The sequence below is a fragment of the Pseudomonas sp. NDM genome (assembly GCF_003105095.1).
GTDB classification, from domain to species: Bacteria; Pseudomonadota; Gammaproteobacteria; order Pseudomonadales; family Pseudomonadaceae; genus Aquipseudomonas; species Aquipseudomonas moraviensis_A.
This window is the reverse complement of record NZ_QETJ01000020.1, coordinates 1-24162: the sequence shown is the minus strand read 5'-3', so window position 1 is coordinate 24162 and position 24162 is coordinate 1. Positions and strand designations below refer to the sequence as shown.

At 63.2% G+C, this 24162-nt stretch carries 14 protein-coding genes; 10 read left to right on the top strand and 4 right to left on the bottom strand.

Going from position 1 to position 24162, the window contains the following annotated elements:
• The first annotated feature begins 156 nt into the window (after positions 1–156).
• The 10 genes from DCO47_RS07410 (at position 157) to DCO47_RS07365 (ending at position 7028) form a co-directional block, all read left to right on the top strand.
• Positions 157–1020, top strand: a complete 864-nt coding sequence (locus DCO47_RS07410) for a putative selenate ABC transporter substrate-binding protein (RefSeq protein ID WP_116657818.1) — start codon at positions 157–159, stop codon at positions 1018–1020.
• Entirely contained in the window at positions 1017–1814 is a 798-nt protein-coding gene (locus DCO47_RS07405) for a phosphonate ABC transporter ATP-binding protein (RefSeq protein ID WP_116657817.1), read from the top strand. The genes DCO47_RS07410 and DCO47_RS07405 overlap by 4 nt, the downstream gene beginning before the upstream one ends.
• Positions 1808–2635, top strand: a complete 828-nt coding sequence (locus DCO47_RS07400; protein ID WP_042606825.1) for an ABC transporter permease — start codon at positions 1808–1810, stop codon at positions 2633–2635. The genes DCO47_RS07405 and DCO47_RS07400 overlap by 7 nt, the downstream gene beginning before the upstream one ends.
• Positions 2632–3399: a phosphonate ABC transporter, permease protein PhnE gene (gene phnE / locus DCO47_RS07395; RefSeq protein ID WP_065616234.1), complete on the top strand. Its 768-nt coding sequence runs from the start codon at positions 2632–2634 to the stop codon at positions 3397–3399. The genes DCO47_RS07400 and phnE overlap by 4 nt, the downstream gene beginning before the upstream one ends.
• Positions 3400–3577: 178 nt before the next feature.
• A complete protein-coding gene (locus DCO47_RS07390; protein WP_116657816.1) occupies positions 3578–5257 on the top strand; it encodes an MFS transporter in 1680 nt (559 codons plus the stop codon).
• A 108-nt stretch (positions 5258–5365) separates the two neighbouring features.
• On the top strand, positions 5366–5584 hold the full coding sequence (locus DCO47_RS07385; RefSeq protein ID WP_042606898.1) for a hypothetical protein: 219 nt from the start codon (positions 5366–5368) through the stop codon (positions 5582–5584).
• Positions 5585–5814: 230 nt separating this feature from the next.
• A complete protein-coding gene (locus DCO47_RS07380) occupies positions 5815–6009 on the top strand; it encodes a stability determinant (protein ID WP_116657815.1) in 195 nt (64 codons plus the stop codon).
• Positions 5972–6235 carry a type II toxin-antitoxin system RelE/ParE family toxin gene (locus DCO47_RS07375; protein ID WP_256590095.1) on the top strand — a complete coding sequence of 88 codons (264 nt, stop codon included), beginning with the start codon at positions 5972–5974 and terminating at the stop codon, positions 6233–6235. The genes DCO47_RS07380 and DCO47_RS07375 overlap by 38 nt, the downstream gene beginning before the upstream one ends.
• A 339-nt stretch (positions 6236–6574) precedes the next feature.
• Positions 6575–6769 carry a hypothetical protein gene (locus DCO47_RS07370; RefSeq protein WP_042606822.1) on the top strand — a complete coding sequence of 65 codons (195 nt, stop codon included), beginning with the start codon at positions 6575–6577 and terminating at the stop codon, positions 6767–6769.
• Positions 6750–7028, top strand: a complete 279-nt coding sequence (locus DCO47_RS07365; protein WP_317615025.1) for a type II toxin-antitoxin system RelE/ParE family toxin — start codon at positions 6750–6752, stop codon at positions 7026–7028. Before DCO47_RS07370 ends, DCO47_RS07365 begins: the two co-directional genes overlap by 20 nt.
• Before the next feature lie 57 nt (positions 7029–7085).
• Here DCO47_RS07365 and DCO47_RS07360 read toward each other — a convergent pair whose 3' ends face one another.
• The 4 genes from DCO47_RS07360 to gspE form a co-directional block, all read right to left on the bottom strand.
• Complete coding sequence (locus DCO47_RS07360) at positions 7086–19571, bottom strand: filamentous haemagglutinin family protein (protein WP_116657814.1); 12486 nt, start codon at positions 19569–19571, stop codon at positions 7086–7088.
• Between the two features lie 192 nt (positions 19572–19763).
• Positions 19764–20870 (bottom strand): substrate-binding domain-containing protein, encoded by a 1107-nt coding sequence (locus tag DCO47_RS07355; protein ID WP_064362798.1) that lies wholly within the window; start codon positions 20868–20870, stop codon positions 19764–19766.
• 438 nt (positions 20871–21308) lie between these two features.
• Positions 21309–22520 (bottom strand): type II secretion system inner membrane protein GspF, encoded by a 1212-nt coding sequence (gene gspF / locus DCO47_RS07350; protein ID WP_116657813.1) that lies wholly within the window; start codon positions 22518–22520, stop codon positions 21309–21311.
• Entirely contained in the window at positions 22520–23926 is a 1407-nt protein-coding gene (gene gspE, locus DCO47_RS07345; RefSeq protein ID WP_116657812.1) for a type II secretion system ATPase GspE, read from the bottom strand. Before gspE ends, gspF begins: the two co-directional genes overlap by 1 nt.
• Positions 23927–24162 lie beyond the last annotated feature (236 nt).

Genomic DNA, 24162 nt, shown 5'->3' with positions numbered 1-24162 from the left:
CGGTACAGCACACAAACAGACACAACGCGCCGGCAGGGAGGCTGGCCAATCTCCTCGCGAATGCGTATAACCTCGCCGTTTCGTCTACCCTGACGTGGCGCGCCGCTCTGTAGCGGCAGCCCTTCGAATGTTGACGCTTACGAAACGGAGAATTCTATGTTCAAGCGTACCCTCGCCCTCACCGCCGGCCTGGCCCTGTCCTTTTCTGCCCTGATGACGCAAGCCGCTGATGTCCTGCGCGTCAGCGCGATTCCCGACGAAGCGCCGACCGAGCTGCTGCGCAAGTTCGAACCGCTGGGCGCCTATCTTGAACAGCAGTTGGGCATGAAGGTGCAGTTCGTCCCGGTCGCCGACTACCCGGCGGTGGTTGAAGCCCTGGCCACCGATCGCCTCGACATGGCCTGGCTCGGCGGTTTCACGTTCGTGCAGGCCCGCTTGAAGACCGACGCCACCACCCCAGTGATCCCGCTGGTGCAGCGTGAACAGGATGCGCAGTTCACCAGCAAATTCATCACCGCCGACCCGAACGTGAAAAGCCTCGCGGACCTCAAGGGCAAGACCTTCGCCTTCGGTTCGGTGTCGTCCACCTCGGGCAGCCTGATGCCGCGTTACTTCATGCTGAAGAACGACGGCATCAAACCTGAAGCCTATTTCAGTCGTGTCGCCTACTCCGGCGCGCATGACGCCACCGTTGCCTGGGTGCAGGCCGGCAAGGTCGATGCCGGTGTGTTGAACGCCAGCGTCTGGCAGAAACTGGTCGATGCCGGCAAGGTCGACACCACCAAGGTCAAGGTCTTCGCCACCACCCCGACCTACTTCGATTACAACTGGACCGTGCGCGGCACCCTCGACAAGGCACTGGCAGCGAAGATCAAGAAAGCCTTCCTCGATCTGGACCCGGCCAATCCTGAGCAGAAGAAGATCCTTGATCTGCAAGCCGCCAGTCGCTTCATCGAGACCAAGCCCGAGAACTACAAGGGCATCGAGGAAGCCGCCCGCGCCGCCGAACTGCTGAAATGACCCTACGCCTCACCCAGGGCAGCCTGCGCCATGCCAATGGCGTCGATGCCCTTCGCAATATTGATGTGCAGATTGGTGTCGGCGAACAGGTCGCGATCATCGGCCCGTCCGGCGCCGGCAAATCGAGCCTGCTCAATCTGTTGGCGACGGCGCTAAAACCCAGCAGCGGTGACATCGAAGTGCTCGGCGAACGCGCCTGGCAGTTGTCGGCGCGCCAGCGTCAGCGCCTGCGTGCGCGCATCGGCCTGGTGCATCAGGCGCCGCCGATTCCACCACGTCAGCGGGTGATCACGGCGGTGCTGGCCGGCAAGCTTGGCCAGTGGAGTCTGGGTAAAAGTCTGTTGAATCTGCTGCATCCGCTGGATGTGGCAGGCGCCCGCGCGGCGTTGGCGCGGCTGGATCTGGGCGACAAACTGTTCGCCCATTGCCAGCAGTTGTCCGGCGGGCAGTTGCAGCGCGTCGGCATTGCGCGAGTGCTGTATCAAGCGCCAGAAATATTGCTTGCCGACGAGCCGGTGTCAGCGATGGACCCGGTGCTCGCCGGCCACACGTTGTCGATCCTGTCGCGCCACGCCCGTGAGCACAACGTCACGCTGGTGGCGAGCCTGCACGCGGTGGATCTGGCATTGGCGAACTTTCCACGGATCATCGGCTTGCGCGACGGGCAGATTCTGTTCGATTGCCCTTCTGATCAGGTCAGCCGCGACAAGCTCGATGCGCTATACGCCAATGAACAACTGCAATCGCCAGCACCGGCGGTTGCGCCTTTGATTGTGCAGATTCCGCGATGCTGAAAGCTGATTCACGGGACCCGGCGGCGTGGCCGCGATTGTTGCTGACGCTGCTGGCGCTGGCCCTGTTGTGGCCGGGCATTCAGCTCAGTGAGCTGGACCTGGGCGTGTTGTTTCAGGCCGATAGTCAGAACGAAATGGGCCGTTTCGTTTCGGCGTTCTGGCCGCCGGCGCACGATCAAGCGTTCCTGCAATTACTTTTCAAAGCGACCCTGCAAACCCTGGCAATTGCCACGGCGGGCATGGCCCTGGCCCTGCTGCTGGCGGTGCCGGCAAGCCTGATCGCCAGCCGCGCGCTGTCCCTCTCGGCGGCGTCACGGGGCGGCGTGCCGAGCCTGCCCGGGCGCTTGCTGCGCTGGCCGGTTCGCGGCTTGCTGATTTTTCTGCGCAGCGTGCCGGAAATCGTCTGGGCGCTGTTGTTTGTTCGTGCCGTCGGCCTCGGCCCGGCGGCGGGCGTGCTGGCCATCGCCATCACTTACAGCGGCATGCTCGGCAAGGTCTACGCGGAGATTTTCGAATCCACCGACCAGCGCCCGGCGCACGCGTTGTTGCAGGCCGGCAGCGGGCGATTGGCGGCGTTTGCCTACGGCACGCTGCCGAATGTCGCCGCCGAACTGCTCTCGTATACGGTGTATCGCTGGGAGTGCGCGATCCGTGCCTCGGTGGTGATGGGCTTTGTCGGTGCCGGTGGGCTGGGGCAACAGATCGACCTGTCGATCCGCATGTTTGCCGGCGGTGAAGTCGCCAGCATGTTGCTGACCTTCCTGCTGCTGGTGCTGTGCGCCGACCAACTCAGCCGCTTGTTGCGCTGGAGGCTGACATGAGGCGTCTGATCAACCTGCTGCTGATCGTCGCCATCGCGCTCTCGGTAGTCGCATCTTTCGCTTATCTGGAACTGGACCTCGCCGAACTGGGCAGCGCCAACAGCCTCAAGCAAATGGGGAGTTATGTGCAGCGCTTTCTCAGCCCTGACTTAAGCGCCGGCTACCTGAAAGCCATCGCCCACGGCTCACTGGAAACCCTGGCCATGTCCGCGCTGGGCACCTTGCTCGCGGCATTGTTCGGCATCGTCCTCGCGCTGCCCGCTGCAGGGCGTTTCGGCTGGCCGCTGCAAAGTGCGGCGCGTCTGCTGCTCAACGGCTTGCGGGCGATTCCGGAGCTGGTCTGGGCGGCGCTGATGGTGCTCGCGGCCGGGCTCGGCCCCAACGCCGGCACCCTCGCCCTCGCCCTGCACACCACCGGCGTGCTCGGTCGGCTCTTCGCCGAAGCGCTGGAAAACACTCCGCCACAACCGGCAGAGGCGATTCGCTTGCAGGGCGGCAATCCGATTCTGGCGTTCTGCTACGGCACCTTGCCGAACCTCGCCCCGCAACTGCTCGCCTACTGCCTGTATCGCTGGGAAAACAACATCCGCATGGCCAGCGTGCTGGGTTTCGTCGGCGCTGGCGGCCTGGGGCAGATGCTGTATGTCAGCCTGAGTCTGTTCCAGGAAGCGCAGGCCAGCACGGTGATTCTGGCGATGCTGTTGCTGGTGTTTCTGGTCGACTGGCTGAGTGCCTGGAGCCGGCAGCGTTGGGTCAAAGCGTAGGCCCAGTGGATATTCGCCAAAAGCTGATTATGCTTCAGGAAACCTTGCAGCCCTGCGAGGCGGTCAGACTGTGCAAGCTTCACGCTAGAGCAACGGCGGCAGATGCCAACGGGCCAGAGTGCGACAGGCAGTAACGGGGGACTCCGGCCTACAACAATAAGCACGACGGAGAACACCCATGGCCACAATCGACACAGCATCCACCGGCACACCGCCCCGCAGCGGCGGCATCACCAGGGAGGAGCGCAAGGTCATCTTCGCTTCCTCGCTGGGCACGGTTTTCGAGTGGTACGACTTTTACCTCTACGGCTCACTGGCGGCAATCATCGCCAAGCACTTCTTCGCCGGTGTCAACGAAACCACTGCATTCATCTTTGCCCTGCTGGCGTTCGCCGCCGGGTTTGCAGTGCGGCCGTTCGGCGCGATCGTCTTCGGGCGACTCGGCGACATGATCGGGCGCAAGCACACGTTCTTGATCACCATCGTGATCATGGGGGTGTCGACGGCGATCGTCGGTCTGCTGCCCGGCTATGCGACCATCGGCGTTGCCGCACCGGTCATCCTGATCACCCTGCGTCTGCTGCAAGGTCTGGCGCTGGGCGGGGAATACGGCGGGGCCGCGACCTACGTGGCCGAGCATGCACCACGCAACCGGCGCGGCTTTTTCACTTCGTGGATTCAAACCACTGCCACCCTCGGTCTGTTCATGTCGCTGCTGGTGATTCTCGCCTGCCGCACGGCGCTGGGCACCGAAGCGTTCGAGGCGTGGGGCTGGCGGATTCCGTTTCTGCTGTCGATCATTCTGCTGGCCGTGTCGGTGTACATCCGCCTGCAACTGAGCGAGTCACCGGTGTTCCAGAAACTGAAGGACGAAGGCAAGGCCTCGAAGGCGCCGCTGACCGAATCCTTTGCGCGTTGGGACAACCTCAAAGTGGTGATCATGTCGCTGCTTGGCGGTACCGCCGGGCAAGCGGTGGTCTGGTACACCGGGCAGTTCTATGCGCTGTTCTTCCTGTTGCAAACCCTGAAGATCGACGCGCAGACCGCCAACCTGCTGATCGCCGGTTCGCTGTTGATCGGCACACCGTTCTTCGTGATCTTCGGCAGCCTGTCCGATCGCATCGGGCGCAAGCCGATCATCATGGCCGGATGCCTACTGGCGGCACTGACCTACTTTCCGATCTTTCATGCGCTGACCCAGTACGGCAACCCGGACGTGTTCGTCGCCCAGGAGAAAAATCCGGTCAAAGTGATCGCCAACCCTGATCAGTGTTCGTTCCAGTTTGATCCGGTCGGCAAGGCCAAATTCACCAGTTCCTGCGACCTGGCGAAAACCCTGCTGGCGAAACGCGCGATCCCGTACGAGAACGTCGCCGCCGAACCGAACACGGTCGCGCAGGTGCGCATCGGTGACCGCGTGGTCGAGAGCTTCGAAGGCAGCGCCCTCCCCGCCGCCGACTTCAAGACCCGCAACGACGCCTTCACCGCCAACCTCGCCGCGGCGCTGAAAGACGCCGGTTACCCGGAAAAAGCCGACCCGGCGAAAATCAACTACCCGATGATGCTGCTCCTGCTGACCGTGCTGGTGATCTACGTGACCATGGTGTACGGCCCGATCGCCGCGTGGCTGGTCGAACTGTTCCCGACGCGCATCCGCTACACCTCGATGTCGCTGCCCTACCACATCGGCAACGGCTGGTTCGGTGGCTTCCTGCCGACCGTGGCCTTCGCCATGGTCGCGGCCACCGGCGATATCTACTACGGGTTGTGGTACCCGATCGTCATTGCAGTGGCGACGGCGATACTCGGCACGTTCTTCCTCCCGGAAACCAAGGACCGCGACATTCTCAAGGACTGAAAATCGCCACTGTGCCCTCTCCTGCTGGAGAGGGCCGTGGCCCTGAAAAAATTCGAACGTCTGGCGCCGCGCTGTCTCCAATGTGAACACCCACAGGAGGCCAGCGCCATGAACCCCAACGACGACAAAACCCCCAACGCCCCACCCACCGATGCCAGCGGCAAACCGGTGAACGTGGTCGAACGCGACCTGCAGGACCGCGACGGCAAAACCGAAGGCGTGGACAAGGTCATCACGCCTTCCTCCACTCGGGTCAAAGAACAGGAGGCCGAAGAATTGCAGCGTAAGGTCGACGAGATCGAGCGCAAGGTGGCGGACGGTAATTGACTGCGGCGTGGCTGTGGCCGCTGCTTTGAGCGGCGGCTGTCAGCCCAATGACCGAAAGCTGATTTCCTACAGAATCGAACTACACCCCTGATCGACTTCACGTGCATCACAAGCGAAGCGTCTGACAGATTTGCATCGTCTGTTTGGAGATGATGAGTCCCTCGTCCCGCCAGTGACGACAACGAGCCCACATCCCCTAAGACTGCTTCACATTGATCATGGAGGTCATGATGAGCGCTGAACTTTCACTTATCGTTTCAGACTTCGAAACCGAAGAAGAGGCTGCGGATTACGACCTTTGGTTTCGTGCGCAGGTCCAGGAAGCACTTGATGATCCGCATCCGGGCGTTCCCCATGCGGAAGCCATGGTGATGCTCGACCAGATGATTGAAAAAAACCGCAGGAAGCGCCGCGCTGCAGGTTAAATGGAGCTACAAGGCTATTCGTCAACTGGCTGACATCTTTGAGTACATCGACCAATACAATTCCGGTGCATCGGTTTCATTGCGACGCAAAGCCGGAGCCGCAGCGCAAAAACTTTCTTCCATCCCCTACGGCTACCGATCCGATCGGGTGCCTGGCACTCGCGAAATGGTGATCCATCCTAACTATCTTCTGGTTTATCGGGTGAACGGGGTATCCAAATTCTGAGGGTACTTCACGCTCGACAAAAATATCCCCGAACCCATTCACTCTAAAAAAGGCGGCCAACTGGCCGCCCTCGGGGTAGGAGCCGAGAATCGAGCCGCCGAAGACAACATGAGGACATGGGTTGGCGCCGAGCCATATTTGGAAGCTGTCAGCCCGATCGCCAAAAACTGATTTCCTACAGAATCGAACTACACCCCTGATCGACTTCACGTGCATCACAAGCGAAGCGTCTGACAGATTTGAATCGTCTGTTTGGAGATGATGAGTCCCTCGTCCTGCCAGTGACGACAACGAGCCACATCCCCCTTAGACTGCTTCACATTGATCATGGAGGTCATGATGAGCGCTGAACTTTCACTTATCGTTTCAGACTTCGAAACCGAAGAAGAGGCTGCGAGCTATGACCGTTGGTATCGGGCCAAGGTACAAGCCGCACTTGATGATCCACGCCCGCCTGTTCCCCACGACGAGGCAATGGTGCTGCTAGGCCAGATGCTGGAAGAGAGGCGCAAGAATCGACGCGCTGCCGGTTAACTGGAGCAAACCGGCTCTTGGAGATCTGGCTGACATCATCGAATACGTTGAACAACGCAACACTGTCGCTTCACTTGCACTGCACCAAAAGCTCAGCGCGGCAGCGCGAAGGCTTTCCTGGATACCGCATGGTTTCCGCTCAGGCCGAATACCGGGCACTCGCGAAATGGTCATTAACTCGAATTATTTACTGGTCTATCGGGTGACAGACCAGATCAATATTCTGACCGTATTGCACGCCCGTAAAAAATATCCATAACCACTCATAAAAAAAGGCGGCCAACCGGCCGCCCAAACGTACTACACGAGAGTCCTTTTACAACGTCAACTGACCACGCTCCTCCTCGGTCAGCTGCTGCTTCGCCTGTTCATCAAGCGCCCCGGCGCCGAGTACCTGCACCGGGCTGTCCGGGTTGTAGCCCGTCGTCGGCGCTCGGCTGGCACCATCGCGCGTTGGTGCCAGTTGCTCATTGCCGAAGCTGAGCACCTGCACAGTGAACACCGAGGCCTGGTTCTGCCGCGCCGCTGCCTGTTGCTGACGGGCGACGTCTTCCGCAGCTTGGGTCGCCGAGGTAGCCGCCGAACTGGCCGAGGTAATTGCGCCGGTGTTGACCGCCGACACCACTGGCACGCCGGTCGCCTTGCCTTGCACGGAAATGTTCGCGGCGTTGACCACCGTCAGCGCGGCGATGTTGACGTTGCCGGAGACGCGAATCCCCGCCTCGCCGGCATCGATGGTACCCAGTGGCGCGATCAGGTCGATGTTGCCCGGTGCCACCTCGGCGATCGGGTTGAGCGTGGCGATACCGGCGCCAGTGCTCGGCACCGACGGCGACAGCGTGACGTTGCCCCAGGTGTCGTACACACGTTTTGGCGGTGTGTAGACCACGGTGGTTTTCGAGCCGCGACCGGCGTTGATGTCGCCCTCGGCGGACCAGCCGAGAATCGAGCCGCCGAAGGTGGTCATGATCCGGCTCTGACCGAGCAGAATGCTGCCCTGCGAGTACAACTGAATGTCGCCCGAGCCCTGGGTGATGATCCCCGCTGTCGACGGCGGCGCCGCGCCTTCGATGCCGAACACCTGGCCACCGCCCGGCGTGAGCATCTGGATATCGCCGCCAAACAGCGTCTTGACCCCGGCGCCGCCGTACAGGGTGATATCGCCGTCGTAGCGGATTGGATTACCGGCCACATCGGTGGTCGGGAACAGCGCCGCAATGGCGTTGCGACCGCGCAGGTAACTGCCGGTGCGCGGGCCATCGGCATCGGTGTATTCCAGGCCACCGGCGCGCAGTTCGGCGAAGTACACCTGGCGGGCGAAGATCGCCTGCTCGGTACTCGGCAGTGTGGCGTAGAAGGCTTGCGCCTGCTCATCGCTACCCTTGAAGCCATAACCCAGGCTCAGCCAGCTCTGCAGTTCTTCGACGTAGGTCTTGACCACTTTGCCCGGTTGCGCGCTGAGGGCCACAGCGGAGTCCGCGACGTTTTGCGGGTTCAGGTACCGCGCGATGAAGCGTGAATAATCCGGTCCCTGCACGCCCGCGCCTGCTTGCAGCACAACACTGGCGCCCGGTCGGTTATCGCCTGCGGCAATCGGCCCGAGGCTGGTCACACTGGCGCGGTCCTCCATGAGAATGTTGCGCCCGGCATTGATGTCCAGCAGGCCGGGACCGGCGATGTCAAAGCTGCTGTAAAGAATGTCCCGGCCCGCTGAGACCCGTGACACATCCCGGGGATCGTTATGGATGAACAGATTACCGGTAGACGTCGCCGCATTGGCGCCGCTGCCAATATCATCGGCCACGGTCGATGGCTGGCCGAGGAAAGTGCCGGAGGCGACAATGTCGCGCCCTGCCAGCATCCACACCGGGCCGGCGGCTTCGTACCAGGTCTGGTTCGACGGTGAAAAGCTCAGCGTCTCGCCACTGCGAACACCCACCAGATCACCACTCAATGCATAGAAACGCGCCGGCGCCTGCACTGCGCTGGAGGAGGAATACGTGTCTGCACCGAAGGCAAACAGCGGGTAACGCAGATTTTTATTGGCCTGCGTGCCATCGCTGCTGTAGTTGCTCACAAGTGGCCTGCCGGAGGTACTGCTGGCAAAACCGTTGAAGGCTGGAGCAAACGGTGTAGCAATGGCCGACAAGTTCGCCCCGGACTGATTGATGGCATAGCCGCCGGCATAGATCGAGTCACCGGCCAGCAGCTCCAGCTGCCCTCGGTTGGACGGCGCCAACAGCAGCGAATATGCGAGCAATGGATAGGCGCTCGCCTGATTGTAGGCGGCGGACGGGCCGGCATAGATCGAACCCTGTGCCGCGACTGCGCGCAGGATCGACGGATAGACAAAGCGGCCATCCGTCGGCGCCGTGTTGCTGCCGGTGACCAATTGGCCGTTGTAGAACTCGGCCATCTGGGTACTTGGCGCGAGATTGCCGCCTGCGGAAAACAGCTCGATGGCGGTGTGATCGGTCCACAGCGAAAAACTGCTCAAGCCGCCGCCGGCATGCTCGACGCCGTCACGATCGGTGAACGGCGTGGAGTTCTGCAAGCGCACCCGACCTGGATCCGCCGCGCCACCCAACACCAGATCGCCGCGTGTGCTCAAACGCATCCCCGAGTCGCCGGGGATCAGCGCCAGGCCTCCGCCGGCATTGCCAACCGTTGCCGTGAACGGATCGTAGGCACGTACTTCGCGCGGGTCCTGCAGGGCGGCTGACGCGCCGTACTGCAAGTTGATGCCGCCCAGCGCGGCACTGCTCATCTCGGCCGCACCACGCAGGTTGATCAATGCGCCTTGCAGGTCATGGCGCGGTACCGAAATGCCGTTCTGCCCTGCCCGAGCCTGCAACGATGGGTTGAGCGTACCGCCGATGCGAATGTCCATGTCGCCGCCGCCGGTCAGTTGCAGGCTGCCGTCGCTGGCGACTCGCCCGGTACTGCCCACCGCAATGATCAAGCCCTGACTGCGCGGATTGAACTGCGTGTCGCCGAGCGTCTTGAGCATGCCGGCATCGCCACCGGCGCGCAGGCTGATATTGCCGCCACCCAGCGTGCCAAATCCGGTGAAGCCCACCAGATAAGGCCCGGTATCGACACTTTGATCCGGCAGCGGTTGGGTCGCATAGCTGCCGAAATTGATCCACCACGCGGTGGGCACCTCAGCGTTGCCACTGCCCTGGCGCCACAGCCAGTTGCCCACCGAGACACTGGCGACCTGTTCGCGAAGGTCGGCTTGCGAGTTGACGGCGCGACGGCCAACCGTATCGCCGGAAAGCGACCCGCCGGCATGGACAGTGAGATTGCCGCCAAGCGTCGGATACCAGGCCTGGTAGAGACTGTCGGCACCGCCATCCACCCACTTTTCATAGTCGGCGCCGCCGCTGCCCAATACGCTGCCGTTGTCAGTCAGGCGGCCGCGCGGCTGATTGAAACGCGGATCGACATCGCTGGCCTGGGTGCCGGCGGTGTACACACCGAACGGCGAGTCCATGCTCAGATTGCCGGCCGCCAGCAGGTCGAGATCGCCAGTGCCGGTGCGCAGCACGCTGAACATCTGCGTGTGCGGAGAAACCGTGATGCCGCCCTTGTTTGGCGTGCAGGACGCAGGATCGGCGTCGCACCAGAACATCTCGTCATCGGTGACCGGCGTACCCGCCGGCATGCCGGCGATGTTGTCCGGGGCCCAGAGGAACTTCGCCGGTGCGATGCAGGCGCCCGGCAGGATATCGCACAGGTACAGGTCGTCGGCGCTGACCACATCGCCCGCCGGGTAACCCATAGGGTTGCCCTCAGCCCAGACGGTATCGAGTTGTTTCTCGACGACTTTCAAACCGTAATGGGTGTCGGCCAGACGCAGATCACCGTCGCTGGTCAACGGTTTCACCGCGCGGGTATCGGCCGCCGCCAGATCGGCGCCGGCCACCACGCGCATCGACCACGAGGCACTGCCCGATGGCAACAGGCTCGCCACCGCCCAGTTGCTGCCCTGCTGGGTGGCGTTACTGTAACCACGCAGCTCGATAAACGCAGTGCCGTCGGCCAGGACCACGTCGGTCATCGACGGAATCAGCGACCCGCGCAACAGCGCCAGGGCGCCGCTCAACTTGACGCCGACGGTGGTGTTGTCGACACCCAGCGCGCCGGGCAGTGGCACACCCTTGGGCCAGAGCATCGCTTGCAGCGCCGTGGCGTTGCTCAAGCGAGTGCCGGCGCCCAGGCGACTGCCGGCAGGCAGACTGACGCTGTCGCGCAGCAAGGTGCCGGCGGCGTACAACAAATTGCCCGACGCATCGTGGATCGCCCCCGCCAGCACGGTTCCGGCGCTGATTGTGTAAGCCTCGGCCAGCGTCCCGTCAGTGGGCAGCACTGTGCCGCTGGCTAACGTGCTGGCCTGAATCGGCAGGTCGTAGTTCAGTGTCGTGCCCGAGGGAAATTGCGTACCTTCGGCCAGGGTCACGCCGCTGCCGGGCACGATCAGGTCGCCGCCAAACGGCTGTACCCCCGGCAGCAGCTTCCAGCCGGCGTCATCGACCGTTTCCGGCGGCGGCGCGAAACCGTCGTTGAGACTGCCGTGGATATCGAGATTGCCACCGGCGCGCATGACCAGGCTGCCGGATTCGCCGGAGCCGTAAACCGCGGTCTTCTGCGTGTGCGGATTGAGGCTCGCATAGCGATAACGTGACAGGTCGATATCACCCTCAACCAGCAGATCGCCATCGCTGCGGTTGCTGACGATCTCGACCCCCGGACGCAGATGGAACGCATCGGCATAGGTGGAATTGTTCAGGCCGGCGAGTTTGCGTTGCAGCAGATCCGAATTGGCCAGCGCGGCATCAATGAAGTAGGTGCTGTCGACATCGATGCGATCGAACAGCGCCTGATCGATCACTTGATATGGCCGGCCACTGGCGGCCGGATCAACGCCGTCGCGGGCATCGCTGTAGCGGCGCACACCGTTGAGACCGATGGAGCGTGCGCCTTGCACGGTCAGCGTACCGCTGGCGTCGATGGCGATGTCGTTGCTGCCCAGACGCGGCGCATTGAGTTCAAGCGTGCCGCGCGGCAGACCATCGTTCTGCCCTGGCAGATTGCCGACCGGCGCATCGGTGCCGTGGCGCAGATCGATACGGGCACCGGAAGCGAGAGTCAGCGAGCCGTCCCCGGCGTTGAGTTCGACCATGGCGCGGTTCGGTGCGTCGATGATCTTGCCGTAGCTGTCGACCCGCAGCACCCGGCCGTGAGCATCGAGCAGCGCATTGCCGGCGACTGTCAGACCGTTTTTCGCCGACAGACGAATGTTGCCAACCCGCTCGCCACTGGCGTCAATCACGCCGGCCACGGTGAGGCTGCCATTGTCCACCGAGACATTGACCTCACCGGCCCTGAGTCCATCGCCAATCAGCAGATCACCTTGCTTGAGCTGGAAGCTGCGGCTGCCGAACACTTTGCCGGCGTTCAAGCGCTGGTTGAGCGCGGCGAATTGCTCGCTCAGCTCGCCGCCCAGGCTTTGCGCCCGGATATCCACGCCGCCGGCCTTGTACGGCACCAGCGTGCCGCCGGCGTCGTAATAACCGCCGCTGGCGCCAAGGATCTCGCCTTGCAGGTCGACTACCCCGGCGTCGGCCGCCAGCGCCACTGCGCTGAGGCTGCCCGCCTGATGGTTCTGCGCCGACAGATCGATTCGCGAGCCAGCGGCCTGGCGGATATTGCCATTGTGGCTGAACAACGCCACATCACCGCCCCAGCTGTATTTGTTGACATCGTTGAAGACCAACGTGCGACCGGCCAGATCCAGCCGTGCGTTGCTGGTCAGCGTCAGGTCGTCCTCTGCCTTGACTGTCAATTTGCCGCTGGCCAAAGCGATGCGCCCATCGATCACGACATTGCGCGCCGCGAGCGTCAGCTCGGCGCCCAGCGCATCGGCCGATGCCTGGCCGCCGCTACCGGTCAGGAGCAAATCGTTGCCGGCCCTGAAGGCGTTGACCGAAGCCGCTTCGCCCGTGAGCAAAGGCGTGCGCAGGGTCAGATTGCCGCCGCTGTAGGCGTAGCCGTTGACCGGGTCGTACGCGCCCTGTTGCTGATATACCGCGAGGCTGCCCTTATGGTTGGCGGTGATGCGCTCGCTGGCGCTCAGGTTGACGTTGGCAAACCCCAGCGCGAGGCGATCGTTCTGATCCAGGCCGCTGGCTTGCGGGTTCGGGCCGTAACCGAATTCGATGCGCTGCGCCTGGATGTCCAGTGTGCCCGCCCCGGTGCCAGCCCCCAGGCTGACGACACTGCCGGGACGCTGCGGGGCGCCGTTCCAGGTGAGCCGGGCAGTACGGAGGGTGGCCACGTCAGTAGCCTCGCCCTGACCGTAAATGGCCGGCGTGGTCAGAATCAGATTCTGCAATCGGCTCTGGCCGGTCTGCCGGTCCAGCGTATCGAGGGACAGACTGCCGAAGAAATTGAAAGCGTCGCGGGCGGTCAGGCTCAGGGTTTCCAGTGCGGGAGCGCCGTACTGCGTGTCGCCCTGCAGCAGCCGGTCGAGCACGTTCTGACTGAGGGTCAGCCCCGCCGGCACGCGCTCGCCCGCTGCGGCCAGCGCCTGGGCACTGCCGGCATTCACATTGCCCACGGCCAGGGTCAGGTGGCGGGTGCCGAAGCGTACCGACTCGCCGAGTTCGAACTGTTTGTCAGTGGCGGCGGTGATGCTACCGGCCGAATACAGCAGCGCCGGCGCCTTGCACACCTGCGCCAGGCAAGTGCCGATGCGAATTGTCCCGGCCGCCGTGCTGTCGTTCACTTCCGGCGCAAGGACATTGGTCCAGCCGTTGGACGCGAGCAACAGGCTCGCCGCGCCCGGCTGATAGATATAGCCGGCCGAAGAGTCGTACGACACCTCACCACGGCCGAGCGTGTTGATCCCGCCGCCGGCTTCCACCGTGATGCCACCGCGCGCTGTGTTGGTCCGCAAGACCACCTCGGGGGCCGACAGAATCGCCCCTTCGCGCAAGGTGATCGCCGACATCGCGCCCTCGAACGAGATGATATTGCCAGCCGTGGCGTACTGCACGGTTGGCTGTGCACCGAGGGTCAAGCGCCCGGCATTGAGTCTGTTCAGGGTCTCGGCATACAACGACACGCCGTTGAAACCGGCGCTGCGCTGGTGTCCGGCACCGAGCACTTCAATCTCGTCTGCGCCGCCGCGAACCACCGCGCCACCGGTCATGCCGCCTGCAGTCGGCTTGAACAGGACCTGGCCATTGAAATCCACGGCACTGTCGCGCTCGCCGCCCTGAAGCAATAGCAGGTTGAGGGTTTTGCCGTCCATCGGCGCCAGCGCTCGCGGCACGCCACGCCGCGCGGCGTCACTGCGCACGAAGTCGGTGAAGCTGGTTTCGTTGTACTGCGAATAACGGCGCAGCACGTCGGCCGAAGTGATGATGAGCTGGCTGGCGATACTGTCGCGCACGCCGGTGTTGGCGATCGACATCTGCCCGGCACTGCTCCATGAGCCGTTGCGCATTTGCTGCGCGGCGCCCGTGAGACTTTGCGCAACCTGACCATTGACCTCGACCCGAAACGCGCCGGGCAGCAAGGCAAAGGTCGAGGGCAGCAGCGTGTAAGTACCAGCCGCCAGGCCCGGCACGCCGACGCCAATCGTCACCTGCTGGCCAATACGCGGATCGACCGCACCCGCCTCCCCCAACATCGGCGCGTAGGCGCTCTGGTTGCCCGGCACGATCGCATAGACCGGATTGCTGGCCAGCCCCGGCAGACTGAAAGTGCCGTCGGCGGCATTGCGCACCAGTGGGTTGAAACGGGCATCGGTGGAACCGCCGCGTCCCGAGACAAACCCGGCGCCGCGCAGATCACCACCACCGGACAGATCGATAACCGCGCCGTTCTGCACATCGACATATTGCGATTTCAGCGTGACGCCTGCGGGCCCACCGGCGATGCCCTGGAACACCACCGACGCGCCGTCATAGCGATAGTCGATGCCATCGGTGGTGCCGCCATAAGGCATGAGCAGACCGGCGCCGCTGACCGATGTAACACTGCCCGGCAGCAGGTTCAGCTCGCGGGTCTTGGTGAAAATATCATCGCCCAGGCTGATCGCGCCAAGTGGTGCGCGTAGCGTGCCGCCCTGCTCGATGTGGCCGGCGATCAGCGACAGGCTGCCAAACACCGAGTAAGGCAGCGCGACCGGTGCCGGCCCGTTCTGAGCGACGCGCAGGGTGTGCACCGGGTCGTCAGTGCCGTCCTGATAGCCGACGCGCACTTCGGCGGTAACGCCGCTGGCGGGATAGATCTGCGCTGCCGTGAGATTCAAGTCGCCCGCCGTCCACAACTGCGTTTTGCCTTTGTCGGCCGGCGCGAGGAAACGCAGGTCGCCACGGCTGTCCAGCGTCACCTGTTCGAAGCCGCGTCGGCTGACCTCGCTGGCCGACGCATTCAATTGCGCGATCGAGCCCTTGGCGCCGAAAGACAGGCTGTTGGCCACATCGAGCAAATCCGCCGACGCCGTGAACTGCGCGGACGACAACGCCGGGGTCGGGCTGTTGAGCACTTGCGGACGAATCGAACCGGGGATGGAAAAATACGTGCCGATGCCGGACAGGCGAATGTACGGCGCCGTTAGATTGATACGTGAGGCGTCCGGCGAATTTTCTGCCAGCGACAACGCACCGGCGTACACATTCAGGCTCTGCTTCATGTGCAGATCGACATCGCCATCGAATGACAACAGGCCGTTGCTGAACAGACTCAGATTGTCGAAACCGCCGGACATCAAGCGATCGGCGCTCAGACGCGCCTGGCCATAATGCAAGCCGTCATCGGCAGCGCCTGGCTGCAAATCATCCGGCAGCAACGCGGCCTGCGCTTGCTGACCGATGACGATTTCACGCGGACGGCGCACCGTGTTCTGCGCTGCCGACAGCAGGTACAGCGGCGTATCCAGCGCAATCTCCAACTGCCCGCCTGCAGCCGTTGCACCACCCGCCGCAGCCTGAAGCTGACCATCGATGTACATACCGTTGTAGGAACTCAGACTGATCCGGCCACCGTCGCTGGCGACTCGGGTCTGACCTTGCCCCACGACATCGATCACCGCCTCGGTGCCGCTCGCCTCCAGCCGCGCGCCCTCGCGCACAATGATGTAGGCATCCGCCGCCGTCGCCGTGGCCTGTTGCGCATTGATCTCGCCGCCAATGACGATGCTGCCGCCCTTGTCGACCTTGCCGTAGGTACGCCCCAGCACATCGCTGGCCGTAGCCGATCGACCGGCAACATCGAGCACTGCCTGTTCACCGATCCAGATCGAGCGATCATGAGCCTGCGGGCCAAGGTTGTCGCCGAAGGTTGCCGGGTTGATCGCGGCAAACTGCTGCTGGCGAATGTCGATGGAGCCGCCCCAGGCATTCAGTTCGCCGTTGACGGTGATTTGCCCGCCGCCGCGCAGGTCGATGCGCTGGCCGGGGTCGACAGTGATCCGCGAGCGCTGGCCCAGCGTCAGGGTGCTGGTAGTCGGGTCGATCAACCCGATCCGGCTGGCGCCGGCCTGCAACGCAAGACTGGCGCCCGCGCGCTGGGTCAGCACGCCCTTGAGCGGATCCTGCTGGTACAAGTCCGGGGTCCACAATTGCAGTGCCGAGCGCGGATCGGCACCGCTGGCCTGGCTGGCAGCCGCCTCGGCAAAGCGGTACACCGGCATCGTTACATCGAGCGCCGCACCGTCGGCAAGGTCCAGCCCCTTCAGACCGATGACGCTGTAAGCGGCGAAACCTTTGTTGAACAGATTCGAATTCAATTGCAGCGTGTCATCGGCCAGCGCCTGGTCGGTCTGGCCGATCAGCACTTTGCCGGCCTGAATCGTCAAGGTGCCGCCGCCCGTCACGCCATAACCACGAATGTCGCCGTCGAGACGCAGATGCGTGGCGCCCGGGGCGGTGATGGCGTTGGACTCCAGCGTCACATCCCCGCCCTTGCCGCCGCGTGTCTTGCCGTTGACCAACACCGCACCGCCGGAAGACGCGTCGAGCAGGCTGCCACTGCCGATCTCGATATCACCACTGCTGCGTATCGCGACGCGGCCAGCGTTCACATAGGCCAGGCTGGCGCTGTCATCCGGGTTGGTGCGCAGGTTGCTCCACAGCCCGCGGGTGTCGAGGCGCACGCCGTCGCCGAGCGAAACTCGCGTCGGCTTGCCCGCTTGCGCGGTGATCAGCGTGTCGGTGCGGGTGGTCGACAACAGTTGATTGAGCACGTTGCCCAGTTGCAGGCTGCCGCCGCGCGCGGTCAGGTCGGCGTTGACCTGCACATCCGGAGCGTACAGGGTGATGTCGCCACCGGCATCCACGCTGAGTGCATCGTTGACCTCGATGCGGTCTCTCGCAGCAATTTTCACTGCCCCCGGACGCCAGCTGTCGAGCTGCGCGGTGTCTAGATACAACTTGCCCTGGCGCGCCTCGGCAACCGCCCCGGCAAGTCCGGTATCACCGGCATCGACCGGGCGCTCGCCGCCGAGCTGCACCTGATCGAGCAACGGGTTGAGGCTGTACAACAAGCCCCCGGCCGACGCGATATACGCCGGCTCATAACTGCCGACGATCAATTGCCCACGCCGGGCCAGCGCGGTCTGGCTCTGCGCGTAGCCATCGACGACCGCACGCGGTGCCTGGGTCTGGCGCTCGCCCTGATAGACCTCACCGAGCATCTGCCCCTCAAGTACGGCATTACCGGTGGCAATCACCAACTGACCGGCATCGCGGCCCACGGTGTAGCCGGATTCCCGACGACTGCCCGGCGCGATCAACGGGCTGTAGTAATAGTGGCTTTGGCCCCAGCGTGCGCTGCTGTCCTCGTAGCCTTTGTACAACCCGGTGTAGAGCAGGTCTCCCGGTGCGCGGGACACCTCGTACAACTTGCCATCCGCGCCGCGCAGCCAGCTCTGGCGAATCTCGCCGCTTTGCACATCGAGCGTGCCGCCCGACAGATTGATCAGCGAACCTTTCTCGGTGACCACATCATTGCCAGCGAAGCTCAGCGTACCGCCCTGCGCCATCCACTCGCCGATGCCATGACCCTGGGTGCCAAGGTAGCCGCCCACCTCAAGCAATCCGCCCGCCGTGTACCAGCGATCCGTGGCATAACCATTGGTGCCGGCCGGCACATGCACCAGTTCACGCACGTCGACCCAGATATCGTTGCTGTTGAGCGCACCTTTTTCCCGATTGACCGACGCATCACGCTGCTCGTTGCCTTGCACGTTGATCTTGATGCTGTTGTTTTCCATCGCGACTTTCACGCCAATGGCCCCCGACACATCGATCATCGCGCCGTCGCGCACCACGCTGCGACGCCCCGCTGTCACCGCGACCTGACCACCGGTCGCGAGGGTGATCGAACCCTGCTGGAACTCGACGCTGCCGCCACTCTGAATGTCGATGCGCGACTGATCGCTGCGGATTCTGTTGTTGGCGTTGACCCCGGTCAGCGCCGCCTGGTGCTGGCTGTCGAGCGCCGTCAGGTCACTGCTGTCGAGCAGAATGGCCGTGGCACTGCCCTGCCCCAGCGTGACACTGCCGGTGCTGTCACTTGCCGGGTTGAGCAAATGCACGGTGCCGCGCGTGGCCACCGAAGTGCTGGCCAGCGCCACGCCGTTTTGCTGCACGTCATGCCCGGTCAGGGTGATGTCGCCGGTTGCTGCCTGAATCAAGCCCTGGTTACTGACTTTGCCGGCGGCGGAATCGGCGTTGAAGCCGGGAACCACCTCGTTACCGAACGTCGTGGAAAAACCGTTGCCCTCGGTACCCGAGCCTTTGCGGATATAAAAACGATCGCCCGCGCCAAGCACGGTCTGGCCTTTGGCGGTGCTGATGCTGCCGTCGTTCTGCACTTCGTTGCCGAGCAGCAAGGCATAGCCGCCGGCATCGGTGGACTTGCCGGGCTTGTGGGTTGCAATCGTGGCGCCGCGCTCTACCAGTACCTTGCCGGCGGCATCAGTGAAGGTCGGTTGACTGGCGCTGCTGTCGACATACAGCCCACGCTCGCTAAATTGAATGTCGGTGATATTGGCAGCGGCGGCGACCAGATTGCGTACGTTGACCTGGCTGCTGCCGCTGAAAACGATGCCGTTGCGGTTGATCAGCATCACCGTGCCGTCGCCCTTGATCTGGCCCTGAATCTGACTCGGCCGCGCCGTCGGATCGTTGACCCGGTTCAGAACCGCCCAATTCGCCTGCTGGGCAAATTCGACGGTGGTGTTACGGCCGACGTTGAAGGTTTCCCAATTGAGAATCGCCTTGTCCGCCGTCTGCTCGATACGCACTTGGGTCTTGCCATCAGCCTGGGTCTGCTGCGGGCCTTTGGCGTTCTGCCAACCCTGCGTCAGGCTGTTGTCGACCTTCAGACCGCCCTCGCCGAGACCGTCCGGGACGAACTGCACCGAACCCAACGCAGTCGCCCGACCGGCCGCCTGCGCAGCCTGTTGCGCGGCGATCGCGGCCACCGTGTTGTTCAACGTCTGAATCGAGCGTTGCAACTGCTGAGTGGCTTTCTGCTGCTGTGCCAGCGGCGGCGCCATGCCCGGCAACCCGCCCGCATTCGGTCGCGCCGCTGCGCTTTGCTGGGCGGCACCCTTGGCGGCAAACCAGCCCGAGCTGAATGCCGTTTGTGCGTGCGCGCTGCCAGCCACCAGACACAACGCCACAGCCTGCGCCAGCGGCTTGAGCAGCCACAGCGCCGGGTCAGCGGTTTCTCGTTGGGACGAGGGGGCGTTGTTACGACGACGGGACGGGCGAGCAAGCATCACGACAAGATCCTTTTCTGATAAGCCGCAGATCGGCAACAACCTGCTGTCAGGACGTAGGCGGTTGTCGCCGGCCACGACCGAACAGATGTCACACAAACTTCATGAATGAGGAGTAACGGCGCCCCAAGGCAAAAAAAATGGCAGCCCGAAAACGGGCTGCCATTCGTGTTGCCGGGTGAAACCGCAGGCTTATGGGCGGCCGATGGCGTTGCACACGCTAGCGTTGTTGATGTCCAGCTTGTTGCCCGAAGTGTTGCTGACGAAGTTGGCGGTAATCGCGTTCTTCCAGTTGGTTGGCACGATGCTGAAGCCGTGCGCGAGGGTTGCGGCGGCGTTGCCCGGCACGCTGTAGTGGGTGGTCAGGAACGCTTTGACGTCAGCGGCCACAGTCGCATCCTTGTAGCACTGACCCAGGATCAGGTTGGTGTAGGCGGAGATCGGGTAACCGCTGGCCGGGTTGGCGACCACCGGAGCCCACTGCTCAGGTTTGGTCGGATCAGTCGGCAGAGCGGCGGTCGACAGCGCCGCCGTTACGTTGGCCTGAGTTGGCTGTACGCCGTTGACGCGGGCAACCACCGCGTTGTTGGCGGCGGCAACACCGTCCGGACCGACATAACCGAGCGAACCGTCAACCAGGTTTACGGTTGGCGCTACGTTGGCGGTATCGGCAACGCCTACCCAGTTCGAAGGCAATGCAGAACCGGCTGGCAGGCGCGCATTGGTGAACGTCGAGTTGGTGGCGAACTTGGTTGGGCAGATCGACGCCAGGTGACGGCTGAAGATTTCCGTGGTGCCGCTGGAAGTGCTGCGGTAAACGATGCGGATCGGCGTGGTGTCAGCGGTGCCGAGCAATTGACCCCAAGTGGTCTTGGTGCCGGAGAACGCGTCGCACAGTTGCGCGCTGGTCAGGTTCAAAGCGGTCTGACCGGACTTTTTGTAGGGCACGGCAACCGAAGTGGCTACCGATGGCAGCTGGATCAGCGGGCCGTACGCAGTGCCGAAGTTGGTGGTGTAAGTGGTCAGCTCAGCGGTGCTCAGTACCGAATCGCTACCGGCGAAGTGCACGGTGCCGGTGGTGTTGAACAGTGCCGAGTTGTTGGTCAGGAAAGCGCTCTTGCCAGTGCCGCTACCGGTGCCCAGGTAGCTGAAGTTGGCTGGGAGGATGCTGTTGGCAGAACCTTTGTACAGCGCGGCAGGCAGCGTCGCGCCACCACCGGTAACGTTGGCGGCCATGGCCTGGGCGGAAGCCAGAGCGGCGACGGTCAGTGAGGCGGCGATCAGAGTGCGCTTGAACATGAAGAATCTCCTTTTCAACTTGGTTTGGAACACAGGTTTCGGAAGGCTTGCATGACACCGGGAGGGTCCACCGTGGTGGAGCCGCAGGGAGAAATTCGCAGCTTCCGGTGACAGATAAAGGAAAAAACCTCGGGAGCTGCGCGGGGATTTTTGTGCGGATTTCTCGGGTGTTTGCGGGGTATCGCGGGGCGTCTGGATCGCGGGTTTGGCTGAATCGGGCTGGAGGCGGTGGCGGGTGGTTGCAGATGACAGAATGGAGAACCCGAGGATGGTCGGATTGGCGCTCGGGTGGTGCTGAGGCTGGTGAAAAATATTTGAGTTTTTTGCTGTCGCTACTGGCGCTTTCGCGAGCAGGCTCGCTCCTACAGGGGAACGCTTTCCAAATTGTAGGAGTGAGCCTGCTCGCGATAGGGCCAGTCCAGCCACAACCGATTCTGCCTATTGCACAAGTTGGTTGATCTCAATAATCGGCAACAACACCGCCATCACAATCACCAGCACCACCCCGCCCATCACCACAATCATCAGCGGCTCGAGCAACGCGGTCATGCCCATCGCCCGTCGTTCGATATCCCGCGACAGGGTCTGCGCCGCGCGCTCGAGCATTGGCGGCAGCGAGCCGGTTTTCTCGCCGCTGGCGATCAGGTGAATCAGCACCGGCGGGAACACATTCTCCACCCGCAACGCGGCGGCGAGGTTGACGCCTTCGCGCACTTTCGCCGTGGCCTCGCTGACGCTCAGGCTCAAGCGGTCGTTGGACAGGGTCTGCCGTGCCGCTTCCAGTGCGCGCAACAGCGGCACCCCGGCGCCGCCGAGAATTGCCAGCGTAGATGCGAATCGCGCGGTGTTCAGGCCGAGTATGAAACGCCCGAACAGCGGCAATTTCAGCACCCGGTGATGCCAGCTCAACCGCGCTGCCGGATTGCGCAAGTACAAACGCCAACTCCAGAACGCCCCGGCCATGACCGCTGCGCACAACCAGCCCCAAGCGCGAATGAAATCACTCGCTGTGAGCATCGCCAGCGTCAAACCGGGTAAATCCTGCCGCGCCTGGGAAAAAGCACTGACCACCTGCGGCACCACGTAGCTGAGGAGGAAAATCACAATGCCGATCGATACCAGCCCGACCACACCGGGATAGATGAACGCAGTAAGAATCTTGCCGCGCAGGTTGTTGCGTTCCTCGATGTAATCGGCCAGGCGTTCCATCACCTGGGCCAGATCGCCGGACTCTTCGCCGGCGGCAATCAGCGCGCGGTAGATCTCGGGAAAATCCCGTGGCCGCGACGCCAGCGATTCAGCCAGACGCATGCCGCTGCGCACATCGGCGCGTACGGCGCTGAGGGTCTGGGCGATGTGTTTCTTCTCGGCCTGTTCGACCGTGGCGCTCAGCGCTGCTTCCAATGGCAGGCTGGCGCCGAGCAGGCTCGCCAGTTGCCGCGTGGCCCAGGCGAGGTCGTTGTCGGAGAGTTTGGCGCTGAACAAACCACCGCCACCGTGTCGGGCGACGTTGCTTTCCTCGTGCACCGACAGCGCCGTCAAACCGCGCCCGCGCAAGGCACTGAACGCAGCACTCTGGCTGTCCGCCTCAAGGTGCCCGGACTCGATTTTTCCCGCGGCATCCGCCGCTTCAAAACGATAGCGATTCATCAGGCGTCCCGTGTCACACGAAGGATTTCTTCCGGCGCGGTGGCACCACTGCGAATCCAGCGCTCACCGTCCTCACGCAGGCTGAACATCCCCGCTTTCGAAGCCGCCGCGCGCAGGGCCTGCTCCCCTGCCCCTTGGTGGATCAGCGTGCGGATGTCGTCGTCGATGCAGAACAATTCGTGAATGCCGGTGCGGCCGCTGTAACCGGTTTGATTGCACGCTGCGCAGCCGACCGGGCGCCAGGTGCCGGGGGTGGCCGGGTCTTCCTGTTTGCACTGATTGCACAGGCGCCGCACCAAACGTTGCGCGAGGACGCCAAGCATTGATGACGCGAGCAAAAACGGTTCGACACCCATGTCGATCAGACGATTGACCGCCGACACCGCGTCGTTGGTGTGCAGCGTCGCCAGCACCAGATGCCCGGTGAGCGAGGCCTGCACGGCGATTTGCGCGGTCTCGAGATCGCGGATCTCGCCGATCATGATGATGTCCGGGTCCTGGCGCAGAATCGCCCGCAACGCGAGGGCAAAGGTCATGTCGATCTTGGCGTTGACCTGAATCTGGCTGATCCCCGGCAGGTCGTATTCCACCGGATCTTCTACGGTGAGGATGTTGCTGGTGCTCGCATCCAGTCGCGCCAGCGCCGCGTAGAGGCTGGTGGTCTTGCCGCTGCCGGTCGGCCCGGTGACCAGCACGATACCGTGGGGCTGGCGGATCAGGTGGTCGAGTCTGGCCAGCACCTGTGCGTCCATGCCGAGGGTTTCCAGCTGCAAGCGCCCGGCCTGTTTGTCGAGCAGGCGCATCACCACACGTTCGCCGTGGCCGGTGGGCACCGTTGAAACGCGAATATCGATCGGCCGCCCCGCTACGCGCAAAGCGATGCGACCGTCCTGCGGCAAGCGTTTTTCAGCGATGTCGAGCTGGGCCATGATCTTGATCCGCGACACCAGCGCACCGTGCAACGCCTTGCGCGGCGAGACCACATCGCGCAGGGTGCCGTCGACGCGGTAGCGCACCACCGAATGAGTTTCGAACGGCTCGATGTGAATGTCGCTGGCCTCGTCGCGCGCGGCCTGGGTGAGCAAGGCGTTGATCATGCGAATCACCGGCGCGCCGTCCTGGGTGTCGAGCAGGTCGGTGATTTCCGGCATGTCCTGCATTAGCCGATCGAGATCGACCTCGTTCTCGGCCGCGCCGACCACCGCCGCCGCACTGCCGGTGTCGGCGTAAGCGCTGGCGAGCAAACCGTCGAGCTCATCATCGCGCACCCGCTCGACCTGGGTCGCACCGAACTGCCGGCGCACTTCACTGATCGACCAACCGGGCGTCGACGGGCACACCGTCAGCACATCGTCACGCAGCAGAATCCGCTGCGCCTTGGCCCAGGCATAAGGCAATTTACTCACGAGACACTTCTCCCAAGGACCCACAGCTGCACCTCATCCGTGTGGCAAGGGAGCCCGAGCACTGAACAGCGAAGACCGAAGCAGAGCCCACCACTCCCAGACTCCAACACATCCCCTGTGGCGAGGGAGCTTGCTCCCGCTGGGCTGCGCAGCAGACCTAAACCCGGCAAACCGGTTTTTTCAGACACACCGAGTGCAGTGGACTTGCGGCGGCTGCGCCCCCGAGCGGGAGCAAG